23 protein-coding genes and 1 pseudogene are annotated in these 24,717 nt (G+C 68.2%); 16 read left to right on the plus strand and 8 right to left on the minus strand.

Annotation, left to right across the window (positions count from 1 at the left end):
- Nucleotides 1-16: 16 nt before the first annotated feature.
- The 6 genes and pseudogenes from OID54_RS36935 to OID54_RS36960 form a co-directional block, all read right to left on the minus strand.
- Nucleotides 17-1,680: pseudogene (locus tag OID54_RS36935) on the minus strand (IS1182 family transposase).
- A gap of 124 nt (nucleotides 1,681-1,804) precedes the next feature.
- Nucleotides 1,805-3,502 (minus strand): hypothetical protein, encoded by a 1,698-nt coding sequence (locus OID54_RS36940; RefSeq protein WP_329026960.1) that lies wholly within the window; start codon nucleotides 3,500-3,502, stop codon nucleotides 1,805-1,807.
- 31 nt (nucleotides 3,503-3,533) lie between these two features.
- A complete protein-coding gene (locus tag OID54_RS36945) occupies nucleotides 3,534-4,358 on the minus strand; it encodes a class I SAM-dependent methyltransferase (RefSeq protein ID WP_329026962.1) in 825 nt (274 codons plus the stop codon).
- Between the two features lie 14 nt (nucleotides 4,359-4,372).
- On the minus strand, nucleotides 4,373-6,181 hold the full coding sequence (locus OID54_RS36950; protein ID WP_329026964.1) for an NAD(P)/FAD-dependent oxidoreductase: 1,809 nt from the start codon (nucleotides 6,179-6,181) through the stop codon (nucleotides 4,373-4,375).
- Nucleotides 6,182-6,962: 781 nt separating this feature from the next.
- Nucleotides 6,963-8,480 carry an alpha/beta fold hydrolase gene (locus OID54_RS36955; protein ID WP_329026966.1) on the minus strand — a complete coding sequence of 506 codons (1,518 nt, stop codon included), beginning with the start codon at nucleotides 8,478-8,480 and terminating at the stop codon, nucleotides 6,963-6,965.
- A gap of 212 nt (nucleotides 8,481-8,692) precedes the next feature.
- The gene (locus OID54_RS36960; RefSeq protein ID WP_329026969.1) at nucleotides 8,693-9,307 is read right to left on the minus strand and encodes a TetR/AcrR family transcriptional regulator; all 615 of its coding nucleotides are present in this window, start codon (nucleotides 9,305-9,307) and stop codon (nucleotides 8,693-8,695) included.
- 88 nt (nucleotides 9,308-9,395) lie between these two features.
- Between OID54_RS36960 and OID54_RS36965 the strand changes: the two genes are divergently transcribed.
- The 3 genes from OID54_RS36965 to OID54_RS36975 all read left to right on the plus strand — a co-directional run bounded on the left by OID54_RS36965 (nucleotide 9,396) and on the right by OID54_RS36975 (nucleotide 11,681).
- On the plus strand, nucleotides 9,396-10,394 hold the full coding sequence (locus tag OID54_RS36965; RefSeq protein WP_329026971.1) for an LLM class oxidoreductase: 999 nt from the start codon (nucleotides 9,396-9,398) through the stop codon (nucleotides 10,392-10,394).
- A gap of 59 nt (nucleotides 10,395-10,453) precedes the next feature.
- A complete protein-coding gene (locus OID54_RS36970) occupies nucleotides 10,454-10,966 on the plus strand; it encodes a flavin reductase family protein (protein WP_329026974.1) in 513 nt (170 codons plus the stop codon).
- Nucleotides 10,967-11,321: 355 nt separating this feature from the next.
- The gene (locus OID54_RS36975; protein WP_329026976.1) at nucleotides 11,322-11,681 is read left to right on the plus strand and encodes an SCO4225 family membrane protein; all 360 of its coding nucleotides are present in this window, start codon (nucleotides 11,322-11,324) and stop codon (nucleotides 11,679-11,681) included.
- A 104-nt stretch (nucleotides 11,682-11,785) separates the two neighbouring features.
- Here OID54_RS36975 and OID54_RS36980 read toward each other — a convergent pair whose 3' ends face one another.
- On the minus strand, nucleotides 11,786-12,136 hold the full coding sequence (locus OID54_RS36980) for a hypothetical protein (RefSeq protein ID WP_329026978.1): 351 nt from the start codon (nucleotides 12,134-12,136) through the stop codon (nucleotides 11,786-11,788).
- A 336-nt stretch (nucleotides 12,137-12,472) separates the two neighbouring features.
- Between OID54_RS36980 and OID54_RS36985 the strand changes: the two genes are divergently transcribed.
- A complete protein-coding gene (locus OID54_RS36985; protein ID WP_329026980.1) occupies nucleotides 12,473-13,039 on the plus strand; it encodes a hypothetical protein in 567 nt (188 codons plus the stop codon).
- 241 nt (nucleotides 13,040-13,280) lie between these two features.
- On the opposite strand, the gene OID54_RS36990 is transcribed toward OID54_RS36985, so the two are convergent.
- Nucleotides 13,281-13,499, minus strand: a complete 219-nt coding sequence (locus OID54_RS36990; protein ID WP_443055741.1) for a hypothetical protein — start codon at nucleotides 13,497-13,499, stop codon at nucleotides 13,281-13,283.
- A 217-nt stretch (nucleotides 13,500-13,716) separates the two neighbouring features.
- On the opposite strand from OID54_RS36990, the gene OID54_RS36995 reads away from it, so the two are divergent.
- From OID54_RS36995 to OID54_RS37050, 12 genes are all read left to right on the plus strand, one after another.
- A complete protein-coding gene (locus OID54_RS36995; RefSeq protein ID WP_329026981.1) occupies nucleotides 13,717-14,190 on the plus strand; it encodes a carboxymuconolactone decarboxylase family protein in 474 nt (157 codons plus the stop codon).
- Between the two features lie 363 nt (nucleotides 14,191-14,553).
- Nucleotides 14,554-15,417 carry a methyltransferase domain-containing protein gene (locus tag OID54_RS37000; RefSeq protein ID WP_329026983.1) on the plus strand — a complete coding sequence of 288 codons (864 nt, stop codon included), beginning with the start codon at nucleotides 14,554-14,556 and terminating at the stop codon, nucleotides 15,415-15,417.
- Nucleotides 15,418-15,441: 24 nt separating this feature from the next.
- Nucleotides 15,442-15,726: a hypothetical protein gene (locus OID54_RS37005; protein WP_329026985.1), complete on the plus strand. Its 285-nt coding sequence runs from the start codon at nucleotides 15,442-15,444 to the stop codon at nucleotides 15,724-15,726.
- Nucleotides 15,727-15,847: 121 nt separating this feature from the next.
- A complete protein-coding gene (locus OID54_RS37010) occupies nucleotides 15,848-16,102 on the plus strand; it encodes a TetR family transcriptional regulator C-terminal domain-containing protein (protein WP_329026987.1) in 255 nt (84 codons plus the stop codon).
- Nucleotides 16,103-16,508: 406 nt separating this feature from the next.
- Nucleotides 16,509-16,808 (plus strand): NADH-quinone oxidoreductase subunit A, encoded by a 300-nt coding sequence (locus OID54_RS37015; RefSeq protein WP_383533378.1) that lies wholly within the window; start codon nucleotides 16,509-16,511, stop codon nucleotides 16,806-16,808.
- A complete protein-coding gene (locus tag OID54_RS37020; RefSeq protein ID WP_329026989.1) occupies nucleotides 16,799-18,115 on the plus strand; it encodes a hypothetical protein in 1,317 nt (438 codons plus the stop codon). The genes OID54_RS37015 and OID54_RS37020 overlap by 10 nt, the downstream gene beginning before the upstream one ends.
- Entirely contained in the window at nucleotides 18,108-19,052 is a 945-nt protein-coding gene (locus OID54_RS37025) for an NADH-quinone oxidoreductase subunit H (RefSeq protein ID WP_329026991.1), read from the plus strand. The genes OID54_RS37020 and OID54_RS37025 overlap by 8 nt, the downstream gene beginning before the upstream one ends.
- A 15-nt stretch (nucleotides 19,053-19,067) precedes the next feature.
- On the plus strand, nucleotides 19,068-19,631 hold the full coding sequence (locus OID54_RS37030; RefSeq protein ID WP_329026993.1) for an NADH-quinone oxidoreductase subunit J: 564 nt from the start codon (nucleotides 19,068-19,070) through the stop codon (nucleotides 19,629-19,631).
- Nucleotides 19,628-19,933 (plus strand): NADH-quinone oxidoreductase subunit NuoK, encoded by a 306-nt coding sequence (gene nuoK, locus OID54_RS37035; protein WP_329026996.1) that lies wholly within the window; start codon nucleotides 19,628-19,630, stop codon nucleotides 19,931-19,933. The genes OID54_RS37030 and nuoK overlap by 4 nt, the downstream gene beginning before the upstream one ends.
- Entirely contained in the window at nucleotides 19,930-21,756 is a 1,827-nt protein-coding gene (locus OID54_RS37040; protein WP_329026999.1) for an NADH-quinone oxidoreductase subunit 5 family protein, read from the plus strand. The genes nuoK and OID54_RS37040 overlap by 4 nt, the downstream gene beginning before the upstream one ends.
- A 5-nt stretch (nucleotides 21,757-21,761) precedes the next feature.
- Complete coding sequence (locus tag OID54_RS37045; RefSeq protein WP_329027001.1) at nucleotides 21,762-23,267, plus strand: complex I subunit 4 family protein; 1,506 nt, start codon at nucleotides 21,762-21,764, stop codon at nucleotides 23,265-23,267.
- On the plus strand, nucleotides 23,264-24,682 hold the full coding sequence (locus OID54_RS37050; RefSeq protein WP_329027004.1) for an NADH-quinone oxidoreductase subunit N: 1,419 nt from the start codon (nucleotides 23,264-23,266) through the stop codon (nucleotides 24,680-24,682). The genes OID54_RS37045 and OID54_RS37050 overlap by 4 nt, the downstream gene beginning before the upstream one ends.
- Nucleotides 24,683-24,717 lie beyond the last annotated feature (35 nt).

Here is a 24,717-nt window from a genome sequence, read left to right on the forward strand (position 1 = left end):
CTTCGCCCCACCGATGTCATTCGGTGGGGCGAAGTGCTGCCAGGTGGCTGGTGCGGGTGCGGGCGTGGGGTGTCCCGGTGAGATGGGCGTCGATGCGGACGAGGTTGATCGCCGCGCCGGTGAGCTGGTGCTGAAGGCTGGTCTTGGCCAGGCCCCGGTAGCGGGATCTGCGCAGGCCGTGGGCGAGGACGCCTTGGGAGATGGTGCCCTCGACCCCGGCGCGGATCTTGTAACGGGCCTTCCAGTCATCGGTCTGCTGGAGAGCCCGGGCCTGGTGGATGGTGTCGTACTCGTTGCGGGGCCGCAGGGTGAGGTCGCGGCGGATGAGCTTGCGGCTGCCGGGCTTCGATTTGATGCAGTCAGGCCGCTGCGGGCAGGGGGTGCAGTCGCGTGGGGAGAACTGGACGCGGATGACCGGCGTCCCTCGCTGTGACATGGCCTGACGCCACACGGTGCTGGTGTGAGTGCCCGGACACGTCACCTGCTGCTGGTCCCAGTCGATGGTGAACGCATCCTGTCCGAAGGCCGCTTCACCTCTGGACTGGGCGGAAGTGACGGCCTTGAGCGGTCCGTGCAGGTCCACGCCGTGATCCTGGCGGGCTGCGCTCATCGCGGGACCGTTGGCATAGCCGGTGTCTACCCAGTGCTCGCCGGGCAGCAGGTCCCGTCCGGCGAGGGCACGGTGGACGACAGCGGCCATGCGGTCATCGCTGACCTCACCGGTCGTGGTGGCGACGTTGGTGATCAAGCGGACGGTATCCAGCTCGCAGGTCTCGGTCAGATGGACCTTGTAGCCGTCCCAGAACACGTCCCTCTTCCCGCCGTTGCGGGCCTCGGGGTCATACGGGGTGGCCAGGCGCGTGGCGCCCGGCGGACGGTCTTTTGGGCCTCGGCGAGCCACCTCGCCGTCGACCAGGTGGAAGTGCTGGCCCACACCTGCCGCAGGATCTCCGCCTCGGGCAGTGTCCGTAGTCCTGGCGGAGCACCGTTCGCCCAGATCTTCCGCAACAGGTGCATGCCGTCGGCGCCGATCCGCTCGTAGACGCGCGTGCGCTTCGTTCGGTCCTTGGGGAAACGGGATTCTTCGGCGCGGGTGGCATAGTGCCTGAACCATTCCGGCCGGGCACACTCACTCAGCCAGTCCGGCTCGGCGCGGGCCACCGCGTTCAGGGCTGCCCGCAGACTCTCCGCAACCAGCTCCAACTGGTTCAGCTCACGCACCGCAGACAGCACGTGCGTGGAGTCTGTCCGCGCTCTGCCGGCGGCGGTGATCAGTCCCCGATGCCGGGCCGCGGCCAGAATACCGTCCAGGATCTCCCGGCCGCCGTCCGCACCGATCAGCCGGTCCCTGAACTCTGAGAGAACCGAGTAGTCGAAGCCCGGGTCGGTGAGTTCCAGTCCGAGCGAGTACTTCCAGTCGATACGGGCCCGCACCGCCTCGGCGGCCTGCCGGTCCGTCAGGTTCTCCACGAACTGCAACACCAGCACTACAGCCAGCCGGCCTGGTGACCAGGCATTCTTGCCCCGCACCGGGAACAGATCGGCGAAGTCCTCGTCCTGGAACAACACCCCCACTTCGTTCCGGACCCTGATTGCCAGGCTGCCCTTCGGAAACGCAGCCCGTGCCACCCGCACGGTCTCCACCGGAACGTCTCCCGATACCTGCGGCCTCATCGACACGCGTACCCACCCCAAACAGCAACGTCGGCCTTCGAGACCACAACTGGGTCTCGAAGGCCGACGTCACGCGACAGGCCCTATTCGCCAACAGCGTCCCGCTCCCGGTGGGAGGCCGTCGTCGTCTTCACTCCTGGGGCTGAAGGAGTTCCGTCGTGCTCTGTTGCGTCACGGCTGCCAGGAGCCGGTCGATGCGCAGGGCCGCGGTGGTGGGGTCGGCGCCGGTCACCGCGATCATGCCCCAGCGCTCCGGTACACACGCGACCGCCCTGGCCAGACCTCCCGGCGATGCCATCGCGGTGACGTCCGCCTCCAGTTGGGTGAGCGTTTGATCGGCTGATGGCCTGAACACTCGCGTCGCCGCATACCGTTCGTCGATGCCGTGGTGGCGTGCGGTGTCCTGAAACGCTCGCAGGTACTCGGCTCCGTGTGAGGAGAGGTTGAAGTCGATCGCGCCTACCAGCAGCTGGTCACCGAACCGGCCGCCCAATCGGCCGACAGCGAAGTCGATCCCGCCCGTGGCCAGTCCTTCATGGCTGCCGTCCAGCACGCTCTGCGGCCCCAGGAAGGCCGCCCTGATCGCCTCCAACGCGGCCCGGATGGTCCGGTACGCCTCTTCGGGCAGGCCGAGGGACTTCCAGGCCCCTTCGTCGAGGTAGCTGTTGCCCATCCATGAGTACCCGTCCAGGACCTGGAGGGTGACGCCGTCGGCGACGCGGCCATGGCGGAAGTGGCCCGAAGGGATGACCGGCAGTGCCGTGTCGCCCAACTGGACGGAGAGGAAGTCGACCCATGCCTCCAACAGGTAGTCGTCGCCGAGTGGATGGGCGGCCCGTGCCTCCGCCGCCAGTCGTTCGACATCGGTGAGGTCGAGATTGCCGACGATCCGGGCTCCGTCCCCCGCCTCGCTCGGTTTGAGTGCTGCCCTGCCCAGTTCGTAGCGGGTACGAAGGAGCTCAGCGGCGTCCAGCACACCGGCGACGAAGGCGTCCTCGTCGACGCCGGCGCGCGGCACGGTGTATCCGGGAAGTACGGGCAGTTCGAGTCCGAGCCGTACATGGGCCTCGCTCAGGCGTTGTTCGGCTTCGAGGAGGGTGCCGGCGGGCAGTCCGTCGGCGTCGAGGGTCCGAGCGGCTTCGACGGTGGGATGGAGGTGGCGCTTGCGGTTCCACCGGGTGGCGACGGCCGGGCTGTTCGCGTCGGTGAGCAAGTGGGGGAGCCCGGTCCTGCGACGCAGCCACAACAGGAAGATCTGCATCTCCACATCGAGTGCGTACAACCGGATCAAGGCGTCGGGGCGTCCGCTCAGCCAACTGATGAGCTGGCCGAGCGGGGTGCCGACGCCCTGCTCGTGGGCGTCGGCCAGCAGCAGGAGGGCATGGGAGAGGTAGTAGTGGTCCCGGTCGCCCACGTCGACGGCGGGAACCCCCAGGTGGCCGACCGCCTCCGCCCATGGTGCGGTCCTGCCGACGGAGAGGTCCGCCGGTGCTCCGAGGAAGACCGATCGGGCCTCCACATAGGTCGCCACATCGTGCGGGACGCGGTTCGTCCGGAGCGCTGTCAGATCGCCGGCCAGCGCCCGTAGCGTGGGCGTCGCGGAGTGCAGGAGCAGCGCGGGACGGTCCCCGGTGGAGTCGGCGTAGTACGGGGACAACTCGTTCCGCGCCAACTCCGCGACGGCCGTGTGTTCCACGCCCAGGAGCCGTTGGGCCAGTTCGGCGATCTGTGCCTCGTCGAGGATGCGATGGCCGGTGAAGAAGCCCTCCCAACGAACGTCGCTGCCGTCCCGTGATCTGTACGTGGATGGTGGGACGGGAGTAAGCACGGGGGGCTCCTTCGCTGGCGGGCTGATACCGCTAGGACGTGAGACCGGCCTTGAAGACGACCGTCACATACGGTAGGTCAAACTCCTGTTGCCCGGCGAGGTCCGGGTGCGTGGCGGCGAGTTGCCTGATCTGTTGCGTCAGCTCCTCCTGGCGCTCGGCCGAGGCGTTCAGATAGTAGGAACGTGAGGTGATGAGCCCGATGAGGGTGTCCACCGTCTGGGGCGAGGCATGCTCGAAGTACCCGCGTTCGATGGCGTTGAACTCGGGGCCGAAGCTCGGATTCCTCAGCCAACCGGACAGTCGGGCCGCGTCGTTCGCCCGGAGTGCGGCGAGAGTGCCGTGCAGGAGGATCGCCGCGGAGGTCTCCGGGTCCGTTCCGGTGTCCTCGTCGGCGAGGATCCGCGAGAGCTCCGCCGACCAGGGGACCTCTTCGTCGCGGAGGTTCCACAACGCTGCGAGGGTTCCGCCCGGGCGGAGCACTCGGGCCATCTCGGCATGCGCCGAATCGGGGTCGAACCAGTGGTACGCATGGCTGACCAGGATCGCATCGACGCTGTCGTCCGCCAGGGGGATGGCTTCGGCGCTGCCACCGAGTACGTTCGCTGACGGCGCGGAGTCGCTGATCACCTGCCGCATCTCGTGGTCCGGTTCGACGGCGGTCACCTGGTGGCCGTCCGCGAGCAGGGCTCGGGTGAGGATGCCCGTCCCGGCGCCGAGGTCGAGCACCGTCCGTGGTTTCTCGCCCAGTACCCATCGGAAGCTCGATACCGGGTAGTGGGGGCGAGTCCTGTCGTACTGCTCGGCGCCCCGGCCGAAGGAGGAGCCGCGCTTGTGCCAGTTGTCCGTGTCGGTCATGGGATGCCTCTTCCTCATCGCTGGCGATAGAACATGCGGAGCCGATCGGGGTGGTAGCGGATGTGGGTGGGGTGCGGCTCACCGCGCAGGGCGGCAGCGACGGCGTCGGCGGCCACCGGGGCTTGGGCGAACCCTCCGGTGTTGTGACCGCCGGTCACCACCACCAGACCGCCGTGAGCATTCGGTGCGATCTCCAGGACCGGCAGGCTGGACGCGGTCCAGGGGCGTACGCAGTGCCTCCTGCTCTCCTTCAGCAGCCCGGTTCTGCGCGCCTCCTCGTACGCCTCGGGAAAGAACCACGCGGCTGTGTCCTCGACCGCCATGTGGAGGGCTTCGAGTTGGATGGGGTCGATGTGCGCGGGGTCCGCTCCCGTCCATCCGTAGCCCGAACCCACCACGAGCAGCGGTTCGCCGTCGGGTCCGGTGGTGACGGTCACATTGGAGTCCTCCGCGAGGTGGCCGGATCTGCTGATCTTCACCGAGTTCATCAGTTGCGGTGCCAGGTTCGGCAGTGTGAGCCAGACGCCGATCACTCCGTGGATGAGTCCGTGGGTGGCGGTGCCCCGGAGGAGTTCGCCGCCGTACGCTCCAGGGGAGAGCACGTAGTGGTCAAAGCGCACGACCTCTTCTTGGCAACGCAGTCCGTCCGGGAGGCCGTTCGGGTCGGTGCGCAGACCCTCGACGGGTGTCTCCCAGTGGAAGACGGCCCCCTCCTCCTCCAACAGGCCGGTCAGCCGCGCAAGGAAGTCATGGATCTGGACGGTGAAGCCGACCACTTCCACGCCGCCGGCCAGGGCGCCCGCGGTGTGGGCGCCGGTCAGCGCCGGATGCCGCTTGGCCACCTCTGCCGGGGAGAGCACCGTACGGACGGCTCCGAGCGCCCACTGCCGTGCGGTCTGGGCGGACAGTCGGACGGGGTCGTTGTAGAGCCGCAGGATGCCGTCCCGCAGGCCGACGTCCCGGGAGAGCGTCGGCTCCGCGGTGAACAGCTCCTCCCAAGACCTCCGGGCGAACTGGTTGAAGAGGAGCACGTCGTCGGTGTACGCGCGGGCGAGCCAGGGAGGAATGCGCGTACTGTCGTGCACCCAGTCCAACTCCTCCTGCCGCAGCGCGGATGGTTCCGCCAGGCACCAGCCGTTGTCCACCAGCGGTCTGAGGTAGGGGATCGGCCCGGTCTGAGGGTTCCCGTGGTACCCGTCGGTCTCGGTGAGGGTGAACATACGACCGTCCCCGCCACCACGGCTGGTTCCGTAGACCGTCCAGTGGGCGTCCGCCCTGGGGTCCGGTGCACGGTCGTACACGGTGACCGCGTGCCCGGCTCGTACCAGCCGCAGGGCAGTGATCAGGTTCACCACTCCCGCACCCACCAGCGCCACCGAGCCGCGAAAGGGACGAACCGCAGAGAGCCGGGCGGCGAGGGCAGGTGCCGTGACGGCGGTGAGCCAGAGGCGTTCCGCGAGTGCCAGGGCCCGGGCGTACACGGCGCGTTCCGTGCCGTGCGGGTCCTTGAGACGGTGAACGGTCAGCCGTGGACACCCCGCGCCAGGCGTGGCCTGTCCACTCTCCTCCCGCGCATGCTCGTCATCGGCGTCGATGAGTACGACCAGGAGCGGCGCATCGGCGTCGGTCGCTTCGTACCAGGCCGCCGTTTCGGACGGATCGAGCATGGTGCGCGTCAGGAGCACGTCAGGGCGATGGCTGGCGAGCGCAGCGGCTCGTGCACCGTGCCGGCCGGCTGAGAGTTCGGGGTGGTGGAGCAGCCCCGGTCCGTGGAGGAAGGGCAGGACGTCGGCGGGCAGCGAGTGGTCCAGAAGTGTCAACAACAGCCGCTCCCGATTGTGTGGGGCGAAACGGGGGCGTCCTGGCGGCCCCTGTCCCGTAGCGCCGTGCGCGTGCGGGCTGGCATGCCGGAGGAGCTCGGCATCTTGGTCTGCTGTCGGTGTCTGTCCTGACCCGGGTACGAGGAAACGGCGACATTCGGCCCAGCGCCTGACGGGTTCGGGTCATGGATCGATCAGGACGCGTGGATCGATCGGGATGCACGCTGTCGCCGCAGGTGGCGCGTCCTGCATCGGACCCCAAGGACCGTCCCCGTAGTCCCCGCCGGCGGGCGTTCGACGACAGCTACGGCACGTCGCTACCAAAGGACGTCATTCGGATGGTGTACGTGGGTGCACGACCGACGGCGCTCTGCCCAGGGTTCTCCGCTGGATGCGTTGTCGGCTGCGCGGATTCCTCATGGTGATCCTTCCCGTTCCGCTGGGACGATTGCACCTCCGGGCAACCATGCAAGACCAACCGGGATGAGGAAAGGGAGCGTTCCGGCCGTACCCACAGTGGCCGGATCGAGTGCCCGTGGACGACTCGTCCTCAGGAGCGCGGCCGAAATCCCCCGACGACGTACCGGCATATGCCTGACGTCCATGGCGCCGGTGCTCCACCGACCACGTGCGTTCTTTGCCGCAGACTGACCGGAAAGTGGGGGCGCACCGATGCGGTGCGCCCCCTTGTCCGACCACCCTTTTGGAGCCTGAGGCATGGCGATGGAGCATGGGCACCGCATCCGAAGGGCACCGAGGTGTGTTCCGGGGGTACCGAGGTGTGTTACTGCCCTGCGGTGGTCTCCGATACGGTCGCGGCACAACGGCTGCCGTGCGGGGGAACCTTGAGCTCCAGGAGGTAGTCGTCCACGGCCTTGCGTGTGCAGGTGTTGCGGTTGTAGACGCTGTGGCCCGATCCCTCATAGGTGAGCAGGACGGTCGTCCTGCGGGTCTGCCGGTGGGCGTTGGTGGCCCATGCGTGGTTGTTCGCCGGGTCGTGCAGTGCATGGGACATCAGGATGGTGGGCGCGTCGGTGATGCGCAGTCGGTGCTGTGGGTTGTTCACCTCGTCCGGCCAGCCGATGCAGCCGGCTATCGCGGTGTGCATACGAGGAGAGCCGCGCATGTGCGGAGCCGCCCGAAGTTCGGCGTCGGTCAGTTTGGCGTACTCGCGGTAGTCCTTTGCCCGGATGCGCCAGTCCTGGCAGAACACGGCGTGGAACGGTGTGGGGTCCGTCGGCTCCGTCGCCCCTGGTCGCGCGTCAGGTTGGGGGAGTCGCAACGCCCTCGGCTCCTGTGCGTCGAGGCCCGCCACATAGCTGGCCAGCCGCTCCCAGTCGGGTCCGTAGAAGGCCCTGAAGGCATACTGCGTGATCTCATGCGCAGTGAGACCACGGTGTGGGGACTGCGGATCGCGGACTTCTCCCCGATCTGCCTTGGCGAGCAACGCGTCCCATACGACGGTGACGTTCCGGCCGTGGAGCGCGCAGGAACGGGTGCGGTCGCACCACTGCACGAACTGGTGGAACGAGTCCTCTGCCGTGGCGGCCGATGAGACGATGAAGTCCCGCGCTCCGAGACTGTGATCCATGTTCGCGGTGAGGGCCATGGCCCGGATCCGGTCGCCGAACTGTTCCGCGTACTGTTGGCCGATCAAAGTGCCGTAGGAGTGGCCAAAGTAGTTGATCTTCTTCTCGCCCAACGCGCGGCGTATCGCGTCCATGTCCCGGACGACGCTCAGGGTGTCGGCGTGATCGAAGACCGGACCACTGTGACGCCTGCAGTCCTGGCGTAATGCGCGGTTGTACGAGACGAGTTCAGCGAATTCGGCCTGGTTGCGGGGGTACACCGACGGCTGTTGCGCGAGCAGTCCCCTGGAACATCTCACCGGCTGGCTGCGGCCGACCCCTCTGGGGTCGAACCCGATGACGTCGAACCGTTTCTGGATGTCCGCGCTGAAGTGCGCCGTGGCCTTGTTGCGGACGAACTCCACACCCTGCTCACCCGGTCCGCCGGGGTTGACCAGCAGCACCCCGACACGGCGATCCGGATCGGTCGCCTTGCGGCGGGCCAGAGCGAGGTCGAATTTCTCACCCGTCGGGCGGGCCCAGTCCACGGGGAGGCGCAGACTGCCGCACTCGGCTGCTGTGTCGGAGGCACAGGGTTTCCAGTCGATGAATTCCCTGGCTGTTGGCCGTGTGTCGGGCGGGCCTGCGTCGGCCGTCTCCACGATCGGCGTCGGTGCTCCGGCGAGGAGTCCAGCGGTGAGCACTCCGATGAGGGCTCCATAGAGGGATTGCATCGAGTCCCTTCCCAGACGTCTACGCGATGGATGCGGGATGGCCCGCTGCACGAACATGGCAGCGGGCCACCGGCATCACAACGGCATACGACGGAGTTCAGGGAAGGTGCAGGGCAGAGGTAGGGGCGCCGTCAGGGTGGATGTCTGGGTTGCCTGGGGGATTCTGCTCGGGCAAGCGCTCCGCCGGCCCCGTTCTTGCCCGGGGGCGCGCGTCAGGAACGGGGGGACGCCCGGACGAGCTGGGCGAGATGCACGGCGGCGTCCTGGAGGGGGGTGTCGTCGGCGGTCACCCGGCTCAGCAGTTCGGCGCCCTCCAACGTGCTGATGACCGTTCCCGCGAGAGAGCGGGCCGCGGACGGGGCGATGCCACTGCTTTCCAGCTTGGCGGTCACGAGGCCCTGCCAGTGGGTGAGCGCCTGGATGGCTGCTTCTTGAAGGCCGGGGACGCGGCCGACGGTCTCCAGGGCGGTGACGGCCACGGGGCAGCCGTCCGCCCAGTCGGACTGCTTGAGGCTGTCGGCGATGATCAGGGCACACGCTGCCGTGGCCTCGGCGGGGTCCGCAGACGAAGAGAGCCCTTCCGCGAGCAGGTCGGCGAACTCCTGCGCGCCATGGCGCATCGCCTCGATCGCCAGCTGTTGCTTGCCGCCGGGGAAGAAGTGGTAGACGGAGCTCGGTGAGGCCGCTGCGGCGACGGCGATGCTCTTGACCGAGGTGCTCTCGTATCCCTGCTGCTGGAGCAGCCCTGCAGTGGCGAGGATGATCCTGCGGCGGGTGTCCGCCTCGGAGCGTTCGGCAGGCCGTGGTCTCGATTCCCTGGCGTTCATATCGCTCACCCTACCTGGTTGGAACGTTCGATCCAATGTGCTTATAGTCTGGACTGAACGTTCCAACCAGAAGGATGGATAGCGACCGATGACCACCACCACACCGGCACACTCATGGACGGAGCACCCCGGATACGGGCGCATGTTCGCCCCCGGAGAGCTGACTCTGGGCCTGTTCCTGCCCGTTCGCCCGTACGCGGGGGACATGACGGCCATGCGTGGTCACACCGCAGTCGTGCAACAGGCCGACCGCGCGGGTTTTGCGGCGGCCTGGGTGCGTGACGTACCCCTGGCCGACCCCGCCTTCGGCGATGTCGGGCAGGTGTACGACCCATGGACGGCCCTGACCTGGCTTGCGGCGCACACCTCCCGGATCGCCCTCGCGACCGGCAGCGTCGTCTTCCCCCTTCGCCATCCGATCGATCTGGCCAAGCAGGCGGCGTCGCTCGATCACCTCAGTGGTGGGCGACTCGTGCTCGGCGTGGCCTCCGGGGACCGCCCGACCGAGTTCCCGGCGTACGGCATCGATCACGGCACGCGCGGGGCGCGGTATCGGGAGACAGTCGATGCCTTCCGGGATCTGCTCGGCCCCGACGGCCCCAAGGAGCGGGCCCATGGAGCGGACCTACTGCCGAAACCCGTGCACGGACGGATCCCCCTGTTGGTCACCGGCTCCTCCCAGCAGTCCCCCGACTGGATAGCGAAGAACGCGGACGGCTGGCTCGTCTACCCGATGACGACTGCCACCGAGGAGGGCCCCCGCGCACTGGGGCACAAGATCGCCACCTGGCGGAACCTGCTGCCCGAAGGTGAGTTCCGTCCCGTCGCCACCAATGAGTGGATCGATCTCGTGGAGGACCCCGGTCACCCCCCGACTCCGCTGCGCGGCGGCTTCGTCCTGCGCACGGGTACAGCAGGACTCCTCGAACTCCTCGGCCGCTGGAAGGAGGCCGGGGTCAACCACGGTGCCCTCGGCGTCCAGCACGGCAGACGGCCGGCCGCCGAGGTGGTGGCGCAGCTAGGCGAAGAGGTCGTGCCGCACTTTCCCGCGCTCGCCGGGCCCGCACCGCTGGCGCCCTCATGGTGACCCCGTCACCGCCGCGGAACCAGCCATCCGGAACTTCCGCCAACCACTTCCAGAGCGCCATGCGCCTCTGGGCGACCGGAGTCGCCGTCGTCACCACCGACGGCCCCGACGGGCCACATGGAATCACCGTGAACTCCCTCCTCTCCGTATCGCTCGATCCGCCCACCTTGCTGATCTCGCTGAAGCGGGGGAGTCGCACCCAACGGATCCTCGTCGAGCACACCGACGGCTTCACGGTGAACGTCCTCGCCGGTGAACAGCGCTCCCTGGCCGATCGTTTCACCGGATGCCGTGACATGGGCGAATCCCAGTTCGCCGGCCTCGACCACCGCACGTCCGCCCACGGCGGGGGACCGGAGTTGGAAGACAGTCTCGCCGCGCTGACGTGCCATACGACCGAACGTATCGACGTCGCGGACCACACACTGATCATCGCCTCGGTCACCGGCATCCGGCTGCCGGCCGAAACCCGTCCGCACAGCCCGCTGATCTACACGGGCCGTCGCTACCACACCCTCCCTGGCTCCTGGAGTCAGTCCGATGGGAAGGCACCCGCACCCGCCCGGCCCTAAAGCGCGACCCTCCGCGCTGACGATCACAGCCACGGCGCGATCGCCGACCGGCGATCGCGCCGAGCGGCCATGGCTGCAGACCCGCCCGTTGTCCAGGAGGGTTTGGTGTGTCGCCATTGCCCCTTTTCGAGCTCGACTGGCTGCCTGCCGTCCGTGATGAACCTTGGCCTGCACCCCGCCGACACCGGCTCGGTCGGCCATGGGTGAGCGCAATCCCCCTGGTCACCAGATCGCACGGCAGCCACATGGTCTGAAACCACCTACTTCGAGATGAGCGTCCGTACTCATGTCCGAGCGCCCCAGGGGGTCCACGGTGGGGGAACACCACCCACACACCAACCGGAAGGGCCCCGCGATGCCGAACGACTCCCGTCCGCGACGCCTCCCGCGTCTGCGGAATCTCCTTGCGCTCGCTACGGACAACTGGCCCGCTCGCGGATACCTCGCGCTGGTCGCGGCAGCCCTGGGGTTCTTCCTGTACGCCGCGTACATCGCGCAGGACGCGGGATTCGCCGGTATCTGGCCGCTCATGGCGACGGTGCCGCTCGGGTTCCTCGCACTCCTGGTTCCGTCACCCGAGTGGGACTCCCCGCTCGCCTGGCTGACCCCCTTGATCTTCTCCGCCGGTTTCGCCCTGTCCGGACTCGTCAACGCCAGTGTGATTGGTCTTCTCGCACGGCTGGTGCGCCCGGGGCAGCCGCGCCCGGTCGACTGAGGTGTACGCCGGATCGACCGGTGCGGGGAGGGCGACTCATGGTCCGGGCCGTCCTCGCGGATGAAGGCGTTCGACCGCTGACCCCAAGGGCGTCGATCCGGGCCTCAGTCCTTGTCCGCGGCAGGTCGCATGGCGTTCTGTTTGAGCACCATCCGGGCACTGACCAACTCGGGCCCGTGCAGTGTCTGCCAGTAGGGGTGCGTCGACACGGCGGCAGACAGCTCAAGGAGCAGACCGCGCAGCCGCTTCTCCTCCTCTTTCTGTTGCTCGGTGTAGCCGGGGCTGTCCGGTAGGCCCGGCCTCCGGTCGCTGTGGAGTTGCTTGTCGCCTTCCCACCCCGGTGCGGGCTCGACCGACCACGGCAGTTCGCGGCACAGGGTCGCGTAGGCGGCCCGGGTCTGGTGGAGCCGCAGCTGCGCATCACGAAGATCGTGGGGGAAGTCGTATTCGGCCATGGCTGAAATGATACGCCTGTTCGATTAGCGGCGTCAGTCTGACCTTCCTCGGCCGTCCCGTTCCACGCCCGTCGCCGGTGATCGCCGTACAGTTTCTGCTGCCGCCCCACCCGGGCGGGAAAATGGCCGCGCACGGCGCATGGCCTCACCCAGCGGCAAGCGACAACCGCACTGAAGGTGCGCAGGTCGACGATCGTGTGGTGGGGTGACCGAACTGCTAGTTCACCCCTTCCCTGCTCGGGAACCGGAATAGGCGGCGGTGCAGGTTTCCCCGGACGCCCCGCGCAGCCGGTGAACCGGGAAATCCGTGTCGTTCCCCTCGGCTAGCCTCACCGCATGCCACTCACTGTTGATCAATTGACCGGGTATGTGGATCGAGATCTAAGCAGCGACCTCGCGCGCTGGTTTCCCACTGCGCCGCGGGTCGACATCCCTGTGTCGACCCGCCCGGTCGAACCATTCCTCGGCAGGCTTCCTCCCGACGCCGCAACTGCGTTGGCTGGCTTCGACCGTAGGGTCCGCTCGGGGTCCTTGCCGCAGTGCCTCGACATATACGACTGGTCCTACGCCTTCGACTTCGAGGCCAACGGCTGTCAGATCCTCGACTCCGACCATGAGACGGAGCTGTCCGACGACGATGTGTGGTCCATCGGTGCCGACGGAGGAGGCAACTACTACGTCGTGCTCACCAGCGGCCGGGTCGCGGTGTGGTTCCACGAGGAGGAGGTCATCGAGGCCAACACGCAGTTCGACAACCTCGATGTCTTCCTGTGGTCGATCGTCCGATACCGCGCCGTACGCGCCGGCGTCCTCGACCTGGCAGCGGTCGAATCGGACTTCCGTACCCTCGGCCAGCCCGGAGTCCTGGCACCGGAGATCGGGCTCCTCGCCCTGCTGTCCTGATATCCGGAGCCCCGGAATCCGGAGTGAGGTGCGGCCGGCGCCCGGTGACCCGGCTGTGAGCCCACCACATGTCGGCTCACACCAGAGATTGAAGCGGGCCCGAGGTACGAGAGTTTCTTGATGTAGGGGCGCGTGCGTTGGGGACGGGACCACCCGCCCCGATCTCGCGTGTCAGCGCTGCGCGGCAGGGCCCGGGCGGTCAGTTACCCGTGGGACTGCCCGGTGATTCAAACGCAACGGCCTAGCCGTTATTGCTGGAGTCCCGGTTCAGGCCCCGACTCCGGTTCTTCCCAGAACCGCGCACCACGTCGCCCACGGCGAGCGTCACGCTCGCCACGACACGGACCCAGCGGGGCCCGCCCCGCTCGGCCCACACCACACAGACGCACCCGGTGACGACGAGCGCCAAGATGCCCAGCAGAGCCAGAACGATCATGTTCTCCCACGTCCCCGCGTTCATCCATTCGGTCCTGGTGATCATCTCAGACCGGCTGTTCCCTCGTCAGGACCACCGCCCCGAAGGGGGCGCCCTACGCGACGATCCGTCCCACCTCGGGTCGGAACCTGGATCGGTCTGCCAACACCGGGGGAGACGCACGTCACATTCGCCGCTGTCACATCCTGCCGAGCTGTTCCGTCAGAGAGGTGTAACCACCCACAACGGCAAGGAGTGCACCATGGACGCCCGCTTGAACCTCCTCGGCAACCCGGTTGCAGCCAAGGCCCTCAGGCACATCATCTCTGCGGGAAAGGTGGTGTCGGACTCGACACTGCCCGCCGCCACGCAGGAGTTGGTGAAGATCCGCGCCAGCCAGATCAACGGCTGTGGCTTCTGCACCGACATGCACACCAAGGAGGCCGTGCACGCCGGCGAGACCTCGACCCGCCTCCATCTGATCGCGGCCTGGCGGGAGGCGAAGGTCTTCACCGATGCCGAACGTGCTGCACTGGAGTTGACGGAGCAGGGCACGCGTATCGCCGACGCAGCCGGAGGCGTCACGGATGAGGCATGGGAGAACGCCGCCAAGCACTATGACGAGGACCAACTCGCGGCCCTCGTGTCCCTCATCGCCCTGATCAACGCCTTCAACCGGGTGAACGTCATCGTTCAACAGCCGGCCGGCGACTACCAGGTCGGCCAGTTCGGATAGCGAGAAGCGCGGGCCTGCTCCGACGGTTCCTTCTGCCACTAGCACCCGGGCGCCATTCAGAGTGGCGCCCGGGTGTGTGGTCCATGAGTCGCTCGGTCGGCTTGCTGATCCACGCCGGTCGTCCAAGAGCAGCGGCCGATCGCTCGCTGCTCTGCGGAAACCATCGTCGGGGAACTCCACGATGGAGAAGGCCGTGTCGTCACCACGCGGACCATGGCACCGATCCCTCGTACGCCACCGGCAGCACGGGGGCGTACGGGCTCCGGCGCTGCTTCCGTGCTGCTCGTGTGCGCTCTTGGCGCTGATGGGCGAGAGGCTCGACGATGGCCTGCCGAGAAGGCGAAGTCGAAGGGTGGTGGACGCATGTCGACCAACGGCGTGGACGACAGGGCCGGAGTCAGCGGGATCGCACAGGAAGTGGGGGCCTTCTACGACGCCACTGAACTGGCCTGGGAGGCTGCACTGGGAAAGTCGACGCATCATGGATACTGGGACGATCCAGGTGATGCGTCGATCTCCCTGGAACAGGCGCAGGACCGACTGATCGATGTGGTGGCAGTGGCCACGGGGCTGGACGCCGGTCAACGACTCCTGGACGTGGGATGCGGGCGGGGCAGAGCGGCGCTACGGCTGGCAGCCATGACCGGGGCCCGTGCTGACGGAGTGTCGGTCAGCGCCTTCCAGATCTCCACCGCCACCGCAGCGGCGACCGAGGCCGGGCTGACCGACCAGGTGCGCTTCCGGGTCGCCGATGTGGTCAGTCTTCCCTACCCGGACGCCAGTTTCGATGTTGTGCTGCTGATGGAGTCCGCGTGTCATTTTGAGGACAAGACCCAAGCACTGAGGGAAATCCGTCGGGTCCTGGTGCCGGGCGGGCGGATCGTCCTGGAGGACGTACTGACCGCGCGAGGCGCGGACCCCGGACGTTGGGACGAGGTCAACCGCTTGATCCCCGTCTCCTTCATCACCAGCGACGCCTGGTCCGCGCTCCTGGAGACCGAGGGCTTCACCGGCGTGTCCGTGCACGACATCAAACCCCATGTCCGGCCCACCTACGCCGCCCAACTGGTCAATCTCGCCCGCAACCGTGACGACCTGGCCGGGAAGATCGGGGAAGAGCCCACGGCCCTGATGGAACATCTGTGCAGGGTCACGTCCGCGCTGGGCGAAGAGGGCGTGATGTCGGTGGAGATCATCGCAGCCCGCGCACCTGTGCATGCTCCCTGATCATGCACACACCGCACGCCGTAGGTGAGTGCCGAATGCCGAATCGATGTGGACGAGTTGGTGTCGGCCGATGCCGGACGGGGCAGGGCTGAGGAGGACACCGGTGGGGGGATGATGAGACTCGGGTCGGGTGCGCTGTTCGTCTTCTGTTTTCTTGATGTCTTCGTCGTGCTCTCGATGTTGGATGTCGTCAACGACGCCTGGCCGGCTGCCTTCGTCGGCAGCCTCATCGCCTTCGCGGTGGGACTGTGTGCGCCGACGGTCCATTCGTTCGTCATGCGCAGGACCCAGGAGTCAGGGCCCCAGTAGTCAGGTCCTTCCCGTGGCGGTTTCGTCCATCGATGAGTGATGCCCACGGGGAACGCTCGGGCCTCGCTCATCGAGGACGGTATGAAGTGACACCACGGGGGACCTACACCGCGGGGGTCGGTTGCCTCCTCGTGGGCAGGGTCATGCCCCAGCCGATGCCGATCCCCATCAGCGCCGCGGACACCGCCAGTGGCACTGCACCCTGACGGCTGTAGGACAGGGCGGCGCACGCGCCCACGATGCGGCTCGGCTGGCCGCGACCCTGAGCGCACTGCTACGCGGCCTCGCCCAGCAGAGTGCACTCGGTCTGCCCCCCGATGACCTGGACACCTGGGTACGGGCCGCGCGCGGTGTGACGGCCGGGCTCCTGCCCTAAGCCCCCCGGTGGGCAACTCGCCCCACGCCTTCCGGCCCTGCCGGCCGAGGTCAGGTGAGGGTTGTCGCACCCTTGTCGAACCGGCCGCGCCGGGCGCCCTCCACCTCGCCATCCCCAGTCCTGCGCACGGAAGCTGTGACGACTCGGTCCCAACAGTCAGTTCATCTGCCTGACGCAACCCGCCTGGCGGGACGAGCGGGTGGTTCACCGCGACTTGGGCGCACAGTCGGCCGCGCCTCCCCGCTCCTGCGTTCCGGGTGAGCCAACATGAGCCCCCGATGCTCTCGTCGGCCCCTTGCTGCCGGCTTGCCTGAGCGCGACGGAGACGGTCGAAGAGAGCGGAGGCGCCGGTGTGTTGAATGCATGGCCGCCGATTCTGTTGCTCCTCGGGGTGGCCTTGGCGGGGCTGGTGGCGGTCTACGCGCTGTCGATGTGGCTCGCACCTACCCGCTCCACCCTGGACGCACAACCATTCAGCGGAGGCTTCGCACCGGAACAGCATGCCTTCTCACGGTTCCATGTGCGCTGGTACCCCGTCACCATGATCTTCCTCGCCTTCGACATGGAGATGCTCTTCATGTACCCGTGGGTGAAGGTCGTGTCGGAAGTCGGTGTCGCAGCGGTCATCGAGATGTTCCTGTTCCTCGCGATCCTGTTCGCCGGCGTCCTGTACGCGGGGCGCGAGGGGGCGTTCCGGTGGACCTGAGAAGCCGACTGCGGCGCACGGCGGTGAAGCGCCCGGTGGTTCTGCTGGCGGTACTACCCGGAGCGACGGAACTGCGCCTCGAAGCCGAGTCAGAGCTGCGTCGACGGGGTTGGGACATCGCGGACGCTCCGGCGACCGCGAATGTGTTGCTCGTCTGCGGAAGCTCCTTCGCGGATGCGGACCCACAACTGGACATCGTGCAACGGACCATGCCGCACCCCGCGGTTCGCGTCGTCGTATCGCGCCCGGGGCACGCGGCACAGGCACTGGACGCGGGTCTCGCCCGGCTCCGAACAGGCGTAGCCGCCCAGTTTGACGCCCCGTCCGAGCACGGAGGCGAAGACGAAGCAGCGGACCAGTCGCCTCCCGTCGATAGATCCGCGCGCGCTGAGCACGGGCACGAGGACGAGCACGGGCACGAGGGGCACCATCCGCCGGGGCAGCCCGAAACCGAGGAAGAGGGCCACACCGAACTCAGCGCGCACGGTGGCCATCATCACGCGCACATGATGTCAACGGTGGCCGGCCTACCGATGGCCGATCGGGCGGACGACCGGGACGGGCTCCGACTGGATCAACTGCGCCTGCCCATCGGACCCTTGCTGACCGACTGGCCCACCGGGCTGATCCTGCACTGCGCGTTGCAGGGCGACATCGTGCAGGAGGTCCGCGTGGATCGCCTCCCTGCACCACCGGACAGCACGTCCTTCTGGAACGAACCATGGCTGCGGGCTTCTCGTGGTGAGCCGGTCACCCTTGGCGCCGGGGCGCGCCGACGTTGCGCGGCCCATCTGGACAGCCTCGGCCGGCTGCTCGCGCTCGCAGGCTGGGCAGACCCGGCAGCGCGGCTGAGGCGACTACGGGACGAGGTGCTGGCTGGCGCGCCAGCCGCGCACATCAGCGAGCGGCTACAAGCCCTGGCGGGCCGGATCCAACGCTCGCGCACCCTGCGTTGGAGCCTCGCCGGGCTGGGGCGCCTGTCCGCCGAGCGGGCACGGCAGTGGGGGGTGACCGGTCCCGCGCTGGCGGCCGACGGCGATGTCCACGACCGGCTTCTGGTGTGGTTGAGGGAGGCCGACCGAGCCGCCCGGGACTTCGACGATGTACGACTGATGCAGGTCGAACGGTTGATGGGCCCTCGGGGCGCGGTCGAGGGGACCGGACATCCGTCGCAGGCCCTTCTCGACGTCCTTCCTGAGTTGTTGACCGGTGTCGAGTTCACCTGTGCGCGGCTCGTCGTGGCGAGTTTGGACCCTGATCTGGACGAGCCCGTCGTCGTACCCGTCATGGGCGGTGCGCATGTTTGATGCCGCACCTCTGTGGGCGACGGTGATCCTGCCGGTCGCCCTGGTGTTCGCCGCCGCCGTCACGGCCGGATTCGATGCCGTGCTGTCCGCATCAGCCGCGCGGGGCCGCTCGGGATCGATGCGCGAGATGGGCACACGAGCGGCGGCACCCCTGCGCGAGGTGTTGCGGCTGCTCGTGCAACAACCGCGACGGACCGTAGCGGCCGACTCCGCGCTGGGCCGGACCGGAGTGGTTCTGGTGCCCGTGGCAGCCGTCCTGGCGGGGGCCGTACTGCCGCTGGGATTCCGTTCGGTCAGCGATCCCGCCGTCGGCATCGTGTGGTTCAACGCCATGGAGGCATTGGCCTGGGCCGCGGTGTGGTTGACCGGCTGGGGTCCCAACTCGGCCCTGTCGCTCATGGGCGGCTACCGGTTCCTGGCACAGGGCCTGGCGTACGAACTGCCCCATATGTTTGCCATCACCACCGCGGCCCTGGGCGCCGAATCACTCCGGGTCGGGGACGTGGTGGCGGCTCAGGACGGGCTGTGGTTCGCGGTGTGGATGCCGGTCGCATTCATCGTCTATCTGCTCAGCGCGATGGCCATGTCCTTCTGGGGGCCGTTCGACCATCCCCTGGGCCGCGATGCCGCCGGTGGGGCCGCCGCGGAGCTCGCGGGTGTCGATCGACTGGTCTTCCTGGGCGGCCGATGGCTGCTCATGGTGGTGACCGCGGGCGTCAGCGTGCCGCTGTTCCTCGGCGGCGGTCACGGTCCCCTCCTGCCCGCCTGGGCGTGGACCCTGGTCAAGACCGCCCTGGTCCTGGCGGCCCTGGTGGCCGGCCGCAGGCTTCTGCCCACCCTACGGATGGAGCGCTACACGGAGTTCGCCTGGCTGGTCCTGGTACCGGCGACGCTGTTGCAGGCCCTCGTCGTCGCCGTCGTCGTACTGAATCGCTGAGAGGAAGTGTCACCGGTGTCGGAGGACATCGTCTTCTGGGTCCTCGCGGTCATCGCCGTCGCCGCCGGGGTCATGGTGTTCCGGTTCGACTCGATGGCCCGTGCCACCTACGCATTGCTGTTGTCGCTGCTCTGCGTCGGTGGCGAGGTCCTCCTGCTGGGGCTCGACTACCTCGGTGTCGTCATCGTGCTGATGATGACCATCGAGATGGCCATCATGGCCGTGTTCATGGTGATGTACATGATGAATCCGGCCGGTTTGATGCCGATGTCGATGCTGCACAACACGAAGGGCGCGGCCGTCCTCTGCGCCCTGGTGTTCGCCGCACTCGCCACCGGGATCCTCCTGGTCCGATGGCCCGCTCGGAGGGGAAGACCACCCACCGACCCCACGATGGCGCTCGGCATGTCCCTCATGGGACCGCAGATGCTCACCATGGTGACCCTGGGCATGGCCCTCTTCGCCACCATCGTTTCGACCGTCGTCCTGGCCACCCGCCGCGGCCGTTACGACCGGTTCGGCGACGATCTGCGCAGCCGCCCCGCCGACGATCCGGTCCGGGGAGGCGGTGGCCGGTGAACCTTGACCCGATGCTCCTGCTCGCCGCTGCCCTGTTCAGCATCGGATTGTTCGGGGCCCTGACCCAACAGTCCATCGTGATGCTGATGATGGGGCTGGAGTTGATGTTGGGCGGGATCATCGTCGCCGCCGCGGCGATCTGGCACTACATCACCCCCGACACGGCGGAGGGCCAGGTGCTGGTCGTCCTGGCGGTGACGGTGATGGCGGTGGAAATGGCCGTCGGCTTCGCGGTGGTGACCGCACTGTTCCGTGCGCGCGAGGTCGATGTGACCGATCTGGCGACGGAGCTCAGACAGTGAGCGCGCTGCTGTGGGGCCTGATCGCCCTGCCCCTGGCGGTCGGTGCGCTGCTGACCGCTGCTGGACGGTACGCCGATTGCGCTGCCCCAGTGGTGGCCGTTGCCTGCGCCACAGCGACCTTCGGCCTCGCCGTCGCCGTCGCCTTCCGGCACCCGACGGCCGAGGCTCCCCTGCTGGAGAACCTACCCGTACGCCTGGCCGTGGACGGTCTGTCCGGGCTGATGGTGGTGACCGTCGCTGCTGTCACCACCGTCGTCCTGATCTTCAGCGTCGGCGACATCGGCCATGGAGAATCCCGTGCCCGATTCTTCGGTCTGATGCTCCTGTTCAGCGGCTCGATGCTCACCACCGTCACGGCCGCCACCCTGCCCGTCCTCATGATGGCCTGGGAGGTGATGGGAGCGACCTCCTGGGCCCTCATCGGCTACTGGTGGCGGGACCCGGCGCGCGGACGCGCGGCCAACACCGCCTTCCTCACCACCCGCGCCGCCGATCTCGGCCTCTATCTGGCCGCCGGCGCCGCCCTTGCGAGCGGACAGGCGAACTCCCTCGCCCTCAGCGAACTCCCTCACACCGCCGACCCCTGGCTCTCGGCCATCACCGCCGGAGTGATCGTTGCGGCACTGGGTAAATCCGCTCAGCTCCCCTTCAGCTTCTGGCTCTCACGCGCCATGCAGGGTCCGAGCCCGGTCTCTGCCCTGTTGCACTCCGCGACCATGGTGGTCGCCGGCGCATATCTCCTCCTGCGGCTGGAGCCGCTGCTCACCGCATCGGGCTGGGGCGGCCCGGTCGTCGCGTGGACCGGCGCCGCCACCGCGGTACTGCTCGGTTTGGTCGCCGTCGCCCAGAACGACCTCAAACAACTCCTCGCAGCCTCCAGTTGTGCCCAGATCGGCTTCATGGTGTTGGCAGCCGGGACGGGTGCCGTGACCGGTGGGGCCGCACAACTCATGGCCCACGCTGCCGCCAAGAGCCTGGCCTTCCTCGTGGCCGGTGTCTGGCTCAGTACCCTCGACGCCAAGACCCTGCCCGCCCTTCGCGGCGCGGCCCGCCGACACCGTACGGCCGGTCTCGCCTTCACCGTATCCGCGCTGACCCTCGCCGGGGTCCCACCGCTCTCCCTCTGGGCGGCCAAGGACCTCCTGCTGGCCGGGGCACTGGCACAGAGCAGCTGGTTGTACGCGGTGGGACTGGCGGCGGGGGTGATCTCCGCGATGTACGCAGTGAAGGCGCTCTGGTTCGTATGGCGTCGGGCACCCGTGGCCGATGGCCGCCGCCCAACGGGCTCCGAGGCGCTGCCACTGGTCCTGCTCGCCCTGGCCTGTATCGGCCTCGCGGTCCTGGCCGTGCCTCCGGTACGGGAAGCGGTCGCACGGGTCCTCGGGACCACCACGGAACCGGTCCCGGTCGCCTGGGAGTTCGTCCTCTCCGGTGCCCTCGCACTCATCGCATCGGCGGTGGTGTGGATCCGTGGCACGCCCACCATGGGAGCGCTGTGGAAGGACTGGCTTCACCTGGAACCGGGAGTGCGGCGCCTCCTCGTACGCCCGACGGATCGGCTCGCCCGGGCGCTGGCCGCCTTCGACGACCGAGTGGTGGACCGGACCGTCGACAGTGCAGCACACGGTGTCCTCGCTCTCGCCCGCTGGACCGACCGTCGGATCGAAAAGGACGTCGACGCGGCAGTCGAGGGCGTCGCGTCGGCCACCCGCACGCTGGGCCGATGGGCCCGCAGACCACAGGGCGGACAACTCCACCAGTACCTCGCCCAGGCCGTCGCCGCGTTCACCGCCCTCGCCATCGCACTCGTCTTCGTGAGGTAACCGCATTGCTCACGGCTCTGATCCTGCTGCCCACCGCCGTCGCCACGCTGCTGCTGTGCCTACCGCGCACCACTCCGCGCCGTCTCATCCTCGCCCTGTGGACGGCGACGACGGCCGTCGAACTCGCCCTCACGATGACCGTGTGGGCCGGCTACCAACCCGACGGCGCGATGCAGTACGAAACACACGTCGAGTGGATCCCCAGCGCTGGGGTGAGCTACCACATCGGCATCGACGGGCTCTCGCTCCCGCTGATGGCCATGACCTGCGTGCTGTTCCTCGCATGCGCCGTCTACGCACTGCGGGAGACCCGGCGGGTACGGGAGTTCGCCGCGCTCTTCCTCTTCCTCCAGACGACCTGCCTCGGGCTCTTCGCCGCCCTCGACCTGATCCTCTTCTTCCTCTTCTTCGACCTCTCCATCGTGGCGATGTACTTCATCATCGCCGGCTGGGGGCACACCGCAGCACACAGGGCCGCCCTGAAGTTCTTCCTCTACACCTTCCTCGGCTCCCTCGCCCTGCTGCTCGGCTTCATCGGCCTCTACCTCGCCGCGGATCCGCACACCTTCGACATCGTCGAGCTCACCGAGGAGAACCCCCTCAGCGGACGGTCGTTGTACGGCGCGTTGGTGCTGCTCGCCATCGGTGTGGGCCTGGCGGTGAAGACCCCCACCATCCCCTTCCACACCTGGCTGCCCCCCGCTCACACCGAGGCGCCCACCATCGGATCGGTCGTCCTCGCCGGCGTCCTGCTGAAAATGGGCACCTACGGCTTCCTCCGTATCGCGATGCCCGTACTTCCCGGTGCCTGGCGGGAGTACGCCCTGGTCTTCGTCGTCGTCGGCGTGGTCTCCGTGCTGTACGGGGCACTGGTCGCCATGGCCCAGACCGACTTCAAACGGATGATCGCCTACACCTCGGTCAACCACATGGGCTACATCCTGCTGGCGATCGGTGCGGCAGCGGCGGTGGACGCCAGTGCGCAGTCCCGCCAACTCGCCATGTCCGGCGCAGTGTTCCAGATGGTCAGCCACGGGCTGCTCACGGGAGCGCTCTTCCTGCTCTCGGGAGTCCTGTACGAACGCGGGCGCACCTACGAGATGACCCGGTACTCAGGAGTCGCCGATCGCGCCCCCGTCTTCGCGGCACTGACCGGGGTGGCAGCCTTCGCCTCCCTGGGACTACCCGGCTTCTCGGGCTTCATCGCCGAGTTCCAGATCCTCGCCGGGAGCCTCGGCCCCCAGCCCGTGGCGACCGGACTGGCGCTGCTGGGCATCCTGATCACCGCCGCACTCCTGCTGCGCGCGATGCAACAGGTCTTCCTGGGTCCGACACGACTTCCCGCCCTGGCCCCCGGTGCGGCGAAGGCGTTCCCCGACCTCCGTCCGCACGAGAGCGCCGCCATCGTGCCCCTCCTCGCCCTGGGCACCGTCCTGGGTCTCCTGCCCCGTTTCGTCCTCGACGTGGTCGAACCCACCTCCCGCACCCTGCTGGAGCTGCTCGCGCGATGAACGAAATGAACGAGAACCCCCTCGACATCCTCCCCGAGGTGATGCTCGCCGCGTCCGCCGTCATCGGCCTGCTCCTCGGCGCCTGGCTGCCCCGACACCGACAGTGGATGGTCGGAGCCCTCGCCGTCGCGGCCTGCGCGGCGGGCATCGCGGCAGCCGCGGTGGCCGCGGCCGGTCCGGTCACCACCGCGTTCGGGGAGTCCTTCACCGTCGACCCCGTCACCGGCGCGAGCAGGATCATCATCCTCGCCGGGACCCTCCTCGTCCTCGGCCTGGCCATCGGCCCGCTCAAGGCGAACCCCCGCGAAGGCGAGTTCTACGTCCTCATCCAACTCGCCACCCTCGGCACCCTGATGCTCGCCGGAGCCCAGGACCTGCTGCTGCTTGCCGCCGCGTACCTACTGGCCAGTGTTCCCGCCTACACGCTCGCCGGATTCCGCAAGGACTCCGCGGGGACCGAAGCGGCCCTCAAGTACTACGTCATGGGCGCACTGCTCGGGGTGGTGATGCTCGGGGGAATCACCGTGCTGCTCGCTGCCGGACGGGCGACCATGTACCCGATGCTGCGGACCGAACTCCCGGCGGCATCCGTCGGACTGGTGATGGTCGGGACGGTCGCACTGGTGGCCGGCGTCCTCTTCAAGATCGGGGGAGTACCGGCGCACTTCTGGGTTCCGGATGCGGTGCAGGGCAGCACCGCCCCTGTGGCGGCCTTTTTGACGACCGTCCCGAAGATCGGTGCGCTCGCCGCTCTCTACCGACTCGTCGCGGTGCCCCTCGCCGACACCTCGATCCCGTGGCCGGACCTCGTGGCGGTGATCGCAGCCGCCTCGATGACCCTGGGAAACCTGGCGGCCTTCTTCCAACAGGACGTCACACGCCTGCTCGCGTACTCGACCATCAGCCAGGTCGGCTATCTGCTGATGCCCATCGCGGTCGTCGGCGCCACGGACCTCGACCAGCGGGCGTTGCTCTTCTACCTGGCCGGGTACACCATCACCAACATCGGAGCGTTCGCCGTCGTCTGCGCCGTCCCCCACGCACGGAACATCGAGGACTACCGGGGTCTGGCCCGAGAACGGCCGGTCCTCACCGCATCCCTCGTCGTCTGTCTGCTCGGCCTGGTCGGTACGCCACCCACCGCCGTGTTCCTCGGCAAGGTCCAGGTGTTCAGTGCCGCGTTCGACGGCGGGTACGCCTGGCTGACGGTCCTGGCCGCCGTCAACACGGTCGCCTCGCTCTTCTACTATCTGCGCTGGATCGCCCCGACGGTCTCGCAACGATCCCACCGATCCGCCTTCACCGGCCCCAGGACGGCTACCGGCGTAGCGTGCGGGGCGGCTGCCGCCTCCATCGCACTCGGTGTCCTGGCCAACCCCGTCCTGGAACTGCTCACAACCCCCTTGGCGCCCTGACAGCCAGGGCAGGGAGGCCAAGGCGGGCCGTGCGG

Source organism: Streptomyces sp. NBC_00690, assembly GCF_036226685.1.
GTDB lineage: Bacteria > Actinomycetota > Actinomycetes > Streptomycetales > Streptomycetaceae > Streptomyces.